This is a genomic window from Lactococcus garvieae subsp. garvieae, from assembly GCF_029024465.1.
GTDB lineage: Bacteria > Bacillota > Bacilli > Lactobacillales > Streptococcaceae > Lactococcus > Lactococcus garvieae.
Map to the genome: position 1 here is coordinate 22888 of NZ_CP118951.1, position 11681 is coordinate 34568.

The window sequence follows — 11681 nt, forward strand, 5'->3', positions numbered from 1 at the left end:
ATTTACTAATATATAAGTATGTATATATCTTAATTAGTAAATATCTTTTTAGGAGTCTTAAAGGCTAGTTTCCATCTTATTCGACTTCTAGTTCAATATCTTGTAGTTCAACCTTTTTAGAGTTTTTTTCTTTGGGTTTGGACTTTTCTTCTTTAATATCCGACTCGCTTTTTTTAATTAAACCATATTTTTCTCGGACTTTTCGATCAATCTCATTGAAAATTTCAGAATGTTCTTTGAGAAAAATTTTCGCTTTTTCTGTTCCTTGACCAATTTTTTCATCATTATAAGAAAACCAAGCACCTGCTTTCTTTACAATATCTTCATTTACAGCGATAGTTAAAAGTTCTCCTGTTTTCGATATCCCCTCTCCAAACATAATATCGACCATTGCTTCTCGAAATGGTGGAGCAATCTTATTTTTAACAACTTTGATTTTAGTTGTTCGCCCAAGTGCTTTTTTATTATCATTTGTTCCCTCTTCAATTTTCGTTTTTCCTCGAACATCTAAACGTACTGAAGCATAAAATTAAACAGCGTTTAAATTTTCTTTTGGATCATTCCTCAACTTTAGAAGATTTCAAAATAAAAGCTGCAGCTTTAAATTTAGACGTCGACTTTTCTGGAAAGTGGACCACCTACAAACTCCTTGATGAACCTCAACTTAAAAGTACACGTTCCAGGACTTTAGATCGTTCTAAGTCTGGTAAAGAAAGTCAATACAACAAATATAATATTGAGCGTATACAAGAACGCTTAAGCAGAAATGAGGGTCAATTTACTATCGAGGATATGTTTGGCAGCCAACAAATCCAGTAGTTGCTGGAGGAGATGTAACCGTACATTATCAAGATGAATCAGGAAAACAAATTTCAGATGATGATGTTTTAAAAGGCAATGTAGGTGAACCTTATAGCTCATCTAAAAAAGATATTAAGAACTACACCTTTAAAGAAATTAAAGGGGCGGCTTCAGGTGAATTTACAGATAAAGCACAAACTGTGACTTATGTTTATAAAGAAAATTCAACTCCACCTTCTAAACAAGAAGTGGTAAATGTTTATCGTCTTTATAATAAAAAATCAATGGAACATCTTTATACAGCTGATGCTTATGAATACAAACATCTCCCAGAACTTTCAAGTGATTGGGTTCGCGAAGGTATAAACTTTAAAGAGTATAAAAAATCGGACTCTACGACTGTGACTGTCCATCGTCTTTATAATCCTAAATCAGGAGAACATTTGAATACGAAAGATTCATATGAGGTTAAAGTTTTGACATCTAAAGGGTGGAAGAGCGAAGGTGTTGCTTTCTATGCACCAAAAGCAGGTGGAAAACCAGTTTATCGCCTCTTTAATCCTAAAGCAGGTATTGGTGCTCACTTAATGACAGCAGATTCTTATGAGAAGAGTGTTTTAACAAAAGCACCGAAAGAATGGAAATATGAAGGTGTAGCGTGGAATTCTGTGAAGTAAATTGAAAAATATATAATCGCAAATTGCAAGAGCAAGTTAGCCACTAGATAGATTCAATTAACATCTGATTTGGTGACTTGAAATTGAACATTTTCCTAGGATAATTGTTCATCCAGTTCTCAATATAAGCCACGAATTGTTTCGTGGTTTTCTTTGTGCCTTTGGGGAGGTGTCTGCGTATCATGCGGTTATGATTTTCATTAGTTCCTCTCTCATGTCTGACATAAGCATGACAGTAGTATACAGGGCACTCCAAAACCTCTGAGAGTTTAGCGAACTCCTTGCCGTTGTCTGAAGTTACAGAAAGTGCAGAGAAATTAAGTTGTCTTAAGGCCTGATTGACAGAGTGTGTGGTCTTATCAGGAATAAGTCGAATGATTTCTAAGCGTGTCTTACGCTCTGTCAGGGTCAAGAGACATTCGCCCTTCTCTTTGGTCAGAAGTACTGTATCAATCTCCCAATGTCCATATTCTGAACGCTCATTAATACTTTTAGGTCTCTCCTCTATAGATAGACCTAGTTTGTGTTTAGGCTGTGTCACACGTTGTTTCTTAGATTTTCTATACTGAGGATAGAGGAGTTCGTGGTAGGCCACGGAGAGAATACCAGAGGTCATCCAGTTATAGAGTGTACGCAAACAAACGACAGACTTGATTTCTTGATGAATCACTTCAAGGGAAATTTTTGCTTTGACTGCCTGAGAGATTGTCTTATCAATTTCTGCGGTTAACTTGGTAGGGCGCTTAGACTGGACACGTTGCTCCTTGTAAGTAGCTTGGGCCAACTTGGAAGAGTACTTCCGCTTTGTCTTCCGTTGAACAGTCCCACGTTTAACCTCATTGTTTATTGTTTGAGGCGCTTTGCCTAAACGATAAGCAATTTCTCGGTTACTGAGTTTATCCTTATTGTGCCAACGTTCAATAAGTTGACGTTCTGACGCTGTTAAATGCTTGCCTTTTGAGTTATAATTGTCTTGCATCATGAAACCTTTCGACTTTGTTTTTTTTTCGTAACTACAAGTCTAACATTTCATGGTGTTTTTTCATCCCATCAGGGTGGCTAACTTCATTTTACAATTTGCGACTTGGAAATAATGATAGTCAAACAGTTCAAAATCTTTATGGTACAAATGAATTGCCTAATTTTCAAATGGAAAAGGGAAATGGTTTCTTGAAGAATGATAGCAATTTAAAGCCTGTTCTCTTCAGAAGTCCTTTTTTAGAACCTAGTTTCTTCAAACATTTAGAACAACTCAATTTAAAATTACAAACAAGAAAAGAGAGTTAATCCTCTCTTTTCTAATATCAACCTCTGAAATGAATTTAAAAGGTGGGCTTACTTTTGAATTTATTTTAGAGGTTCCTCAATTCTGAAAGAATTGATAATTTGAGATAGTTGAGAGAATATGCTAAAATAATTTTAAGTAAAATTATACTTAAAATGGAGGTGCTAAAAATGGAAAATGTGGTTCCTGTATCAGAAATGAGATATTACAATCAAACACTAAGTGATGTTTCTCAAGGTTCACAAGTGATTCTAACTAAAAATGGTACTGCAAAATATGCAGTAGTAGATTTTAGTGAATGGGAAAGAACAAAAGCAACAGTTAGACTTTTAGAAGAACTACAAAAAGGCTATCAATCATTAAGAACAGAAAAAAATTACACTGCTGATGAGTTTATAAAAGCACTGGAGGAAGACTTTGAGTAATTACAATGTTACTGTTCCTGAACAAGTGCTTAGAGATATGAGAGAGGCTATATTTTACAAAAAAGAACTAGAAACATATCAAGAAAATTTGAAAAAATTTCAAACAGAACTTACTGAGTTTATGGATATACTGAAAACTTCTCCCAAGATTGGTTCAAATTTATCTGTAAGAATTGGCATTGAGACCAATGTAAAATATAGAGTAATTGAAGATTATATTATGTTCTATGAGATTTTAGGTTCAGAAGTCTATGTATTAAGAGTGTTGCCTGCAAAATCAAATTGGATGAATACTATTCTTAAACAGATTTAAAAAAACAACAGCCAAATAAAAAGTAAACACGCCCAAAGGAAAAAAGAAGATTTGATGCAAAGACAAAAATATCTCACTTAAGACGATTAGAATTGCTTGCAGGTTAATAAAAAAAGCCTGAATTTAACTGCAGGTCTTGTGTTCTCTATGGTATAATTAGTTTATGGAGTGGACAGTTCATTACTCTGAAGCCCCTGATAAGTTTCTTTATGGAGTAAAGATAGAAGGATATTCTCTCAAATTTATTCGAGACTGGAGGTATAACCTTATGTCTACATCTATGGAGAGGGAGTATTACTTGATTATCGGAATTGCTACGGCTATTGCGATTATACTTGGTGCATTAGGTAAGTTCTACATTGCTTATGGGAAATATAAAATTTCCTGTGCGAAAGCTTATCGCATCAAAAAAAGCGTCCACCGTAAAAAGTAGACACTTTTTATAAAAGTTAATACTCCGAGACTTATCAAGCGATAGGAACGGCCATTCCTGTCGCTTTTTTCTATTCCATTATATCATATTGATAATCTATGTCAAATTAGCTATTGGATTTAAAGTGGACACTAGAGTATACTACAATGGCTTACCTTCACTTTCTGCTATAATTGGATTTGTAAAAGGTCAAATAAGTTGAGCATTGAGTTCAGTCAAAAGAATGTGAGGTGGAGTGAATGCTAAAAGATGAGTATTTTGTGTTCACTGGAACACTGACAACGATGACAAGAAAACAAGCACAATCTATTATTACTGGATTAAAAGGTCACAACCAGAGCAGCGTTACTAAGAAAACCACACGACTCGTCACAGGTTATTTTCCGATTGATCTAATAAAAGGCTACTATCCATCACAGAAGCTCTTAGAAGCAGAAGAAGCTGTCCAGGTTCTGTTGCAAAGTTTAAAAATAAAAACACAATTTTTCTAATCCTTCATGTTCTTAAGCATCTATTCCCATTAATATTTTGATTTCAGTAGATACAAAAAGAACCGAAGAGCGTTCCATTTCTTCGGTTCTTTTTGTATATTCCTCGGATGGTCTCCATACCTTTGATCGTGGTTGAGGCGGTACGTAGACTGCGATAAAATTTATTGCGTCGCTTAATTGGTCGGTGATCTTGTTCTATTAGATTGTTAAGGTATTTCACGGTTCGATGCTCTGTCTTAGTATATAAACCGTTACTTTGTAACTTTCTAAATGCAGAACCAATAGATGGCGCTTTATCCGTGACAATTACCCTCGGTTGACCAAACTGTTTATGGAGTCGTTTCAAGAAAGCATACGCTGCCTGTGTGTCTCGCTTCTTGCGTAACCAGATATCTAAAGTCAATCCATCCGCATCAATAGCTCTGTACAGATAATGCCAACGTCCCTTAATTTTGATATAGGTTTCGTCCATTTTCCACGAATAGAAGGACTCTCTATTTTTCTTCTTCCAGAGATGGTAGAGGATTTTACTGTATTCTTGTACCCAGCGATAAATAGTGGTGTGACAAACGTTAATCCCTCGATCATAAAGGAGTTCTTGAACTTCACGATAGCTCAAATTGTAACGGAGATAATAACCAACAGCGACAATGATGACGTCTTGTTGGAATTGTTTGCCTTTAAAATGATTCATTTACATGTCCTCGCTGTCTTTTTATCCCATTTTACACTAAAATAGACTTATCGGAAAACTTTGCAACAGAACCCCATGTTTGATATGTTTTTATCTCTTCTAAGTTACATAGCGCAAAATGAACGTGAGAAAATACGAGAACGGCAACGTCAAGGTGTACTCTTAGCAAAGCAAGCAGGACGATACAAGGGACGCCCAACAGAATACTCCTTAGACTCACCAGACCCTCAAAAAAAGCTAGTTTATATAACTGTAGTGAAAATGTTAAAAAAGGGAATTCCAGTAGCAAAAATAGCCAAAAAAAAATGGTCTCTCTCGTCCCACTGTTTATAAAATAAAAAAGTCCATTGAAGAACATACTGAAGCTTCTTTTGAGGAATCCTTGGAAGAACAAGTAGAAGTCAATCTTAGAGATTACGACATCCTCTAAAAATTGGAAAATAATAAATTAGATGATTATGATATAATGTATTTAAAATAGAGAATATAGGAGAGCATTATTATGACAAACAAAAAAGAACTTGTAGCTGCAATGGCAACTAAATCAGGCTTAACACAAAAAAATAGTGAGCTTGCACTTAATGCAATGGTTGAAAGTATCACTGAGTTTTTATCAAAAAAAGACAATGTTCAACTTATTGGATTTGGAACTTTTGAAACACGAGAACGTGCAGCACGTGAAGGTCGTAACCCACAAACAGGGAAGAAAATCAAAATCAAAGCAATGACTGCCCCAGCATTTAAAGCAGGTAAGGCTTTGAAAGACGCTGTTAAATAGGATATTACTTTTGACAAATCTCTAGCTTTTGATATAATAAAGGTAAAGAAAAAGAGCTTGCGTAAACAAGCTCCATAGAGACCGTTTAAGACGGTTGACTAATATTCATCTAAAAAATAGATCCTACTTCGTCAAAAGTTTGATGTGACCCCCAAAATATAGACTAAAAAATCTATAATTTGGAGGTCTTTTCTTATGACAAAATATACCGGAGAATTCAAACTTAAAGTAGTTAAAGAATATTTACAGGGAAACATAAGCTACCGCTCCCTATGTAAAAAACATCAAATCCCATCTATGGGAGGTCTCAAAGGGTGGGTGGCAGAATATCGTCTTAAAGGTGAGTCAGCCTTTGCAAAAGTTACCAAAGAAAAACAATTTTACAGTCAAGAATTTAAAGAAAGTGCGGTACAATTATACTTAACAAGTGAATTGACTTATAAAGATGTTTCTTTTCAAATGGGAATACCAACACTTGGACTTCTTTGTACATGGGTCAATCAGTTTAGAAAATATGGAGAAATTCCTGAGCCTAAAAAACATGGGCGTAGAAGGGAGAGAGAGTACATGCCTGATAAGGAAGCTTCAAATGCGACTGACCAACAACGTATCAAAGAACTTGAGAGACAGCTTCGTTACGCTCAAATTGAGGTAGAATATTTAAAAGGACTTCGGAGATTGGGGAAGAGAGTTCAACCGAACAAAAAGCAAAGCTCATTCACAATCTCCGAAAAAAATTCAAACTCAAAGAAATCCTAGAAATTACAGGCTTTCCTAAGGCAACGTTTTTGAGTGTTTCAGACAGCTTAACATTGATGATTGCGTTCGCAAGTTTCATTGTTATGTTGCTCAATCTCATTATTGTGATTGTAAAGAACATAAAAAAATAGAACCGCTAACTTTTGACCGAGTGCGATTCTATTTTTAGATAAGTTACTTGTCAACCGTCTTAAATGGTCTCTATGGAGCTTGTTTACGCAAGCTCTTTTTCTTTACCTTTATTATATCAAAAGGTAGAGATTTGTCAAAATTAATATCCTATTTAACAGCGTCTTTCAAAGCCTTGCCTGCTTTAAATGCTGGGGCAGTCGTTGCTTTGATTTTGATTTTCTTCCCTGTTTGTGGGTTACGCCCTTCACGTGCTGCACGTTCTCGTGTTTCAAATGTTCCAAATCCAATAAGTTGAACATTGTCTTTTTTTGATAAAAACTCAGTGATACTTTCAACCATTGCATTAAGTGCAAGCTCACTATTTTTTTGTGTTAAGCCTGATTTAGTTGCCATTGCAGCTACAAGTTCTTTTTTGTTTGTCATAATAATGCTCTCCTATATTCTCTATTTTAAATACATTATATCATAATCATCTAATTTATTATTGATGTTATCCTTAAATCTTAGAGTCACTATTGTATAATTTATCTAAAGGACAAAAACATGCAAAAACGCTACTCACAAGAATTTTTAGAAAAAAATAAATAAACTAGTAAATAAATAGACAAGTATACTTAAATACAAGTCTATTTATTTACTAATAACCTCTATTGGAGCTATACTATAAAAGTAGACACAAAAATGAAAGGACTTTTATGTCAGGCTTTAAACGTTACGACGAGGAATTTAAACAATCTCTGGTTAATCTCTACCAAACAGGTAAAACTCAATCCGAACTCTGTAAAGACTATGGCGTCTCCGTTTCTGCTCTTGCAAAATGGATCAAGCAGTACTCTCAAGTTCTTCTTGAAGATAATACAGTGTTGACTGCTAAACAGATTCAAGAATTACAAAAAAGGAATGCCCAACTTGAAGAAGAAAATCTTATCTTAAAAAAAGAAAGTGCCATATTCATGCAAAACTCCAAGTAAGATTAAAAGCCATCTATCGACTCCGTTTTGAACACACGACAGTTATGCTCTGTCGTGTTTTACATGTCAATCGTTCCACCTACTATAACTTCATGAACAAGAAGCCTTCTAAGCGTGAAATAGAAAATCAACGTTTGAGAAAATTACTTCTTGAAATTTATATGAAGGCCCCAAAAAAGAATTGGAACAAGAGCTTTTAAAATCATTCTCCTGCGTGATTATGGCATAAATATCTCTGAAGGACGTATCTTAAGACTTCTAAAGTCTATGACACGACCTAAAATGTCAACGATTAAACCTCGTTTTAAATCAAACCATTCTCCTATATTTTCTTCTGATAATCTACTGAAACAAGAATTTAACCCGAAGGCCCCAAATGAAGTGTGGACAACCGATTTCACTTATATTTCTATTGGACCTAAGCGTCATGTTTATCTCTGCGCCATTCTTAACCTTTACTCTAGAAAATGTATTGCTTGGAAAGTAAGTGATAAGATTGATGCTAGGCTCGCCTGTGACACTTTAGAGAGAGCTATAAAGAAGAGAAAACCTAAAGAACCAATCATTTTTCATTCGGATCAAGGGAGCCAATTTAAGTCAGCTTCCTTTAGAAAAATATTAGATGAGCATCAGTTGCTTGCTTCTTACTCCAAACCTGGTTATCCTTATGATAATGCCGTGACTGAGGTCTTTTTCAAGTACCTCAAACAACGGGAAATAAACCGAAGAACTTATCACTCCATTCAGGAAGTTCAATTATCCTGTTTTGAATACCTCGAACAATTTTATAACAACTATAATCCTCATTCTGCCAACAATGGATTAACTCCAAATCAGAAGGAAGAAAACTATTTTAAGAAAATATAGCTCATTTTCTGTCTAATTATTTGACATTAGTCCAAATGAATAGGATATCGGAGAGATAAAGTTTTGAGATAACGTAAGCCAAGTAATTTCATGCTTTTAGCAAAGAACATTGAATTTAATTCTAGGTTATTTGGAATTTCCGAGGAAGTTTCATAAAAAGCTGCACAAAATGTGCAGCTTTTTTAGTGTTGTAGGGTATTTTCTTGAATGAATTGAAGCGTTTGCTGATAGCAGAGCTGTGCTTCTTTGGTACGGTAATCAAATTGATACTCATGTCCAATCTTTTTACTGGAATCACTAAAGAAAAGCTGAGACACTGGAACGTTTAACGCTTTTAAACGCTCTGCCAATGCTTCACCTTCTGAAGCGAAACTGAGGGTATTTCCATCCGTAATATAAGTGGGCGGATAGTTTTCGGTTACGGCTGGAACGACACTTGCTTGTTGCAAATGCGGATTTGTTTTCCAATCCGTTGTACCTAAGAGTGACCAAGCCACGGTTTTGGTGAACGCTTTAAGTAATAAATTGTTTGACTTATCATGTGCCTTTTCCTGCAAGTTTACAGGGCCGCAATAAGAGATGACACCTTTTAAATTTTCCTTAGTGAGAAGAGGGGTGAAGTGTAATGCATTTGCGTAAGCTTTATTGGTTTGGATGGCCGCATATTGGGCCGCAATTTGGGCACCAGCGCTATCACCTCCAAGAATAATTTTATTGAAATCAAGTGAAGGATAATCTGCTTGATGGCTGAATAAATCCTGTACCAGCTCGTTTATTTGCTGAATTTGACTGGGATATTGTGCATCAGGTGCAAGTGCATAATTAGGACAGATGACAGCAACTTGAGCATCGTGTGCAATCCGAGTGGCAAATTCTTTAACATCGGTTTTATTTCCTCCAACATAAGCACCACCGTGAACCCAGATCATTACAGGAACGGGCCCTTGGGAATTTTGAGGCATGTAAATGTCAAAGCTGTTTCTTTTTTTGTCTGAAGTATAGCTGAGATCACTTTTCAAAAGGACCTTTTTCTTCGTAGCCTCATAGGTCTTTTGATCTGTTATCTTTCCGCCACTTTTAGCAAAAAGGCGATTGATCACAAAAGCTCCGGGGCGTGGGGACAGGTTAAACACAAGAACCAGTCCTAAAATAAATGCCACAAGAAAGCCTAACAATAAACTTATAACCTTAACAAATTTTTTCATGATGGACTCATTATATCAGACTTCCTCAGGAACTACAAATAACCTAGAATTAAGCTCAATGTTCTTTGCTAAAAGCATGAAATTACTTGACTTAATGTCATTGGTCCATTTATCGGAAACGACTTCTTTCTCTATAAGTTCTAGGTAAAAATTTTCTTATTTCATATTCATCAAAACCAGTCATCAAGTGCTTGTCATCAAACATAATAGGAGATTTGAGCAACATAGGTGTATATCTAAGTACAGATAGTAAGGTAGAAACAGACATACTTTCATCACAAAAAAATTCATAAATCTCCTTTTTTGTTGATGACATTTTTTCAACCGGAATTAGTATATCATCAAAACCATTTTCTGAAACTCGTAATGCCTGCAAAATCAATTCTTTGGTAATATTATGAGAGGTTATTATACTAAAATCTAATTTATGTGTTTTTAGCCACACAACACCTCTTTGAAATCTTTTATCAGATTTATCACAATATATATATATCATATTTGTTTATCCCTTAATTAGTTGGTTTAAAAATATCTATCTCCAATAAAATCCCCATACCAATAGCTAAAGTTATAAAGTGAGCTAACAATTTTGGACAAGAATATTGTATAAGAGGTCCAGATATACTCAATAATACTCCAAATATTATTATTCCTAAAATCACTCTAAAACATGATTTTATTGTTTTTCTTATTATTTTTCTCATTAATACTAATCTCCAAAATAAACTTTATGTTTTTTTGCACCATTTACTTCTATATCCAGCAAAGTACTCACTGTTACAAAATTATATCCTTGATGTTTTAATTGTTGAATAATTTGAGGCACTGCATTGACCGACCACGGATGAATATCATGTAATAAAATAATCGCACCATCATGTACATTAGAAATAGCATTTGATACCACGGGGGCACTTGTAGTATATCTCCAATCATTTGTATCCACACTCCAATTTATCGCGGTTAAATCTGTAATATTTAAAATACCTGTATTATAACTTCCATAGGGCGGCCTATAAAGTTTGACATCTTTACCAGTTATCTTATTAATGAACTGACTAGCATTTTTAATTTCACTTATTTGATCTTTAGAAGAAAGAGTAACTAAATCTTTATGATCCCAAGTATGAGATCCCACTTCATGTCCATCATCAGATTCTTTTTTGATAATATTAGGATATTTTACTGCTTGTTCTCCCAAGGCAAAAAATGTCACAGGTACTTGTTCCTCTTTTAATATTTGAAGTAGGATAGGAGTAGTCGAGGGATTAGGTCCATCATCAAATGTTAAGGCAACTATTTTCTTATTTTTATATTTAAGTTTCTCATTTTCTATCTTTCGAGTTTGCGATTCAACTAATTGAATTTTCTTCATCATAGCTATCTTATCTTCTTTAATAAAATTTCCTGATAATTCCCTTACCCCCTCCTTAGCTTCTTTTATAGTTTGTATATTCGGAGTGGTTTCCATTTTTTGTATCAGTTGCTTTGAGTGATCTATTTTCTTGATAGCGGTTTCTAATTGTTGTAAATCATCAAGTATCCTTCTATTGTCACTCTTATTTAAATGATAATAATCAAGAAGATTGTATACCTTTTTGATATCCTTGAAATCGCGTGTTTTAAATGCTTTATTTTTTTCACTGACTATTTCTTCTAAAGTATTATTATAAATAATTCTAGAATTCCTATAAACTTTATATCCAACTATAGGTAATACTGTCATCAAAAATATCAGTGGTAAAAAAAACACTATATTTTTTTTATGTTTTTGGGGAATTCCCATATGGTAAAAGGACTCCTTTTTAATTTATTTTTACATCCCGAGATGATGCTAGTATGTCTCTCTG

The 11681-nt window shown here is 34.5% G+C and carries 16 protein-coding genes and 3 pseudogenes; 11 read left to right on the plus strand and 8 right to left on the minus strand.

Features of this window, described 5'->3' with window-relative positions; translation table 11 throughout:
• Positions 1-76: 76 nt before the first annotated feature.
• Positions 77-529, minus strand: a pseudogene (locus tag PYW30_RS10460) (recombinase RecA); the annotation flags it as partial.
• A 23-nt stretch (positions 530-552) separates the two neighbouring features.
• Between PYW30_RS10460 and PYW30_RS10465 the strand changes: the two are divergent.
• The gene (locus PYW30_RS10465; RefSeq protein WP_042219834.1) at positions 553-819 is read left to right on the plus strand and encodes a relaxase family protein; all 267 of its coding nucleotides are present in this window, start codon (positions 553-555) and stop codon (positions 817-819) included.
• Positions 777-1478, plus strand: a complete 702-nt coding sequence (locus tag PYW30_RS10470; RefSeq protein WP_255204110.1) for a MucBP domain-containing protein — start codon at positions 777-779, stop codon at positions 1476-1478. Before PYW30_RS10465 ends, PYW30_RS10470 begins: the two co-directional genes overlap by 43 nt.
• 43 nt (positions 1479-1521) lie before the next feature.
• Here PYW30_RS10470 and PYW30_RS10475 read toward each other — a convergent pair whose 3' ends face one another.
• Complete coding sequence (locus PYW30_RS10475; protein WP_042219853.1) at positions 1522-2457, minus strand: IS30 family transposase; 936 nt, start codon at positions 2455-2457, stop codon at positions 1522-1524.
• 476 nt (positions 2458-2933) lie between these two features.
• Here PYW30_RS10475 and PYW30_RS10480 point away from each other — a divergent pair, with 476 nt between their 5' ends.
• The 4 genes from PYW30_RS10480 (at position 2934) to PYW30_RS10495 (ending at position 4425) form a co-directional block, all read left to right on the plus strand.
• A complete protein-coding gene (locus tag PYW30_RS10480) occupies positions 2934-3188 on the plus strand; it encodes a type II toxin-antitoxin system prevent-host-death family antitoxin (RefSeq protein WP_042219838.1) in 255 nt (84 codons plus the stop codon).
• A complete protein-coding gene (locus tag PYW30_RS10485; protein ID WP_232254467.1) occupies positions 3181-3501 on the plus strand; it encodes a type II toxin-antitoxin system RelE/ParE family toxin in 321 nt (106 codons plus the stop codon). The genes PYW30_RS10480 and PYW30_RS10485 overlap by 8 nt, the downstream gene beginning before the upstream one ends.
• 268 nt (positions 3502-3769) lie before the next feature.
• A complete protein-coding gene (locus tag PYW30_RS10490; RefSeq protein WP_169740175.1) occupies positions 3770-3934 on the plus strand; it encodes a hypothetical protein in 165 nt (54 codons plus the stop codon).
• A 239-nt stretch (positions 3935-4173) separates the two neighbouring features.
• Positions 4174-4425, plus strand: a complete 252-nt coding sequence (locus PYW30_RS10495; protein WP_042219840.1) for a BRCT domain-containing protein — start codon at positions 4174-4176, stop codon at positions 4423-4425.
• Positions 4426-4437: 12 nt separating this feature from the next.
• Here the strand turns inward: PYW30_RS10495 and PYW30_RS10500 are convergent.
• Positions 4438-5119, minus strand: a protein-coding gene (locus PYW30_RS10500) for an IS6 family transposase (RefSeq protein ID WP_150385307.1) whose coding sequence is annotated in 2 segments (ribosomal slippage) — positions 4438-4485 and positions 4487-5119 — 681 coding nt in all. Because the reading frame shifts where the segments join, the coding sequence is not laid out codon by codon here.
• A gap of 60 nt (positions 5120-5179) precedes the next feature.
• Here PYW30_RS10500 and PYW30_RS10505 point away from each other — a divergent pair.
• From PYW30_RS10505 to PYW30_RS10725, 4 genes and pseudogenes are all read left to right on the plus strand, one after another.
• Positions 5180-5549: pseudogene (locus PYW30_RS10505) on the plus strand (helix-turn-helix domain-containing protein); the annotation flags it as partial.
• A 72-nt stretch (positions 5550-5621) separates the two neighbouring features.
• On the plus strand, positions 5622-5897 hold the full coding sequence (locus PYW30_RS10510) for an HU family DNA-binding protein (protein ID WP_096822769.1): 276 nt from the start codon (positions 5622-5624) through the stop codon (positions 5895-5897).
• A 195-nt stretch (positions 5898-6092) separates the two neighbouring features.
• Positions 6093-6656, plus strand: coding sequence for a transposase (locus tag PYW30_RS10515; RefSeq protein WP_042219845.1), 564 nt, complete (start codon positions 6093-6095; stop codon positions 6654-6656).
• A 29-nt stretch (positions 6657-6685) separates the two neighbouring features.
• A complete protein-coding gene (locus tag PYW30_RS10725) occupies positions 6686-6787 on the plus strand; it encodes a putative holin-like toxin (RefSeq protein WP_143467465.1) in 102 nt (33 codons plus the stop codon).
• A gap of 148 nt (positions 6788-6935) precedes the next feature.
• Here PYW30_RS10725 and PYW30_RS10520 read toward each other — a convergent pair whose 3' ends face one another.
• Complete coding sequence (locus tag PYW30_RS10520) at positions 6936-7211, minus strand: HU family DNA-binding protein (protein WP_042219848.1); 276 nt, start codon at positions 7209-7211, stop codon at positions 6936-6938.
• 272 nt (positions 7212-7483) lie between these two features.
• Here PYW30_RS10520 and PYW30_RS10525 point away from each other — a divergent pair.
• Positions 7484-8642, plus strand: a pseudogene (locus PYW30_RS10525) (IS3 family transposase).
• A gap of 166 nt (positions 8643-8808) precedes the next feature.
• On the opposite strand, the gene PYW30_RS10530 reads toward PYW30_RS10525, so the two are convergent.
• The 4 genes from PYW30_RS10530 to PYW30_RS10545 form a co-directional block, all read right to left on the minus strand.
• Positions 8809-9831, minus strand: coding sequence for an alpha/beta hydrolase (locus PYW30_RS10530; protein WP_197911524.1), 1023 nt, complete (start codon positions 9829-9831; stop codon positions 8809-8811).
• Positions 9832-9940: 109 nt separating this feature from the next.
• On the minus strand, positions 9941-10276 hold the full coding sequence (locus PYW30_RS10535; RefSeq protein ID WP_162174787.1) for an ArsC/Spx/MgsR family protein: 336 nt from the start codon (positions 10274-10276) through the stop codon (positions 9941-9943).
• Between the two features lie 64 nt (positions 10277-10340).
• The gene (locus PYW30_RS10540; protein WP_042219940.1) at positions 10341-10535 is read right to left on the minus strand and encodes a hypothetical protein; all 195 of its coding nucleotides are present in this window, start codon (positions 10533-10535) and stop codon (positions 10341-10343) included.
• 5 nt (positions 10536-10540) lie between these two features.
• Positions 10541-11617, minus strand: coding sequence for a polysaccharide deacetylase family protein (locus tag PYW30_RS10545; RefSeq protein WP_232254470.1), 1077 nt, complete (start codon positions 11615-11617; stop codon positions 10541-10543).
• Between the last annotated feature and the right edge of the window lie 64 nt (positions 11618-11681).

Bases quoted from the DNA above. Each gene is read 5' to 3' on its own strand.
- PYW30_RS10475 (WP_042219853.1), bottom strand. From the start codon at position 2,457: ATGCAAGACAATTATAACTCAAAAGGCAAGCATTTAACAGCGTCAGAA.
- PYW30_RS10480 (WP_042219838.1), top strand. From the start codon at position 2,934: ATGGAAAATGTGGTTCCTGTATCAGAAATGAGATATTACAATCAAACA.
- PYW30_RS10490 (WP_169740175.1), top strand. From the start codon at position 3,770: ATGTCTACATCTATGGAGAGGGAGTATTACTTGATTATCGGAATTGCT.
- PYW30_RS10495 (WP_042219840.1), top strand. From the start codon at position 4,174: ATGCTAAAAGATGAGTATTTTGTGTTCACTGGAACACTGACAACGATG.
- PYW30_RS10510 (WP_096822769.1), top strand. From the start codon at position 5,622: ATGACAAACAAAAAAGAACTTGTAGCTGCAATGGCAACTAAATCAGGC.
- PYW30_RS10515 (WP_042219845.1), top strand. From the start codon at position 6,093: ATGACAAAATATACCGGAGAATTCAAACTTAAAGTAGTTAAAGAATAT.
- PYW30_RS10520 (WP_042219848.1), bottom strand. From the start codon at position 7,211: ATGACAAACAAAAAAGAACTTGTAGCTGCAATGGCAACTAAATCAGGC.
- PYW30_RS10530 (WP_197911524.1), bottom strand. From the start codon at position 9,831: ATGAAAAAATTTGTTAAGGTTATAAGTTTATTGTTAGGCTTTCTTGTG.
- PYW30_RS10540 (WP_042219940.1), bottom strand. From the start codon at position 10,535: ATGAGAAAAATAATAAGAAAAACAATAAAATCATGTTTTAGAGTGATT.
- PYW30_RS10545 (WP_232254470.1), bottom strand. From the start codon at position 11,617: ATGGGAATTCCCCAAAAACATAAAAAAAATATAGTGTTTTTTTTACCA.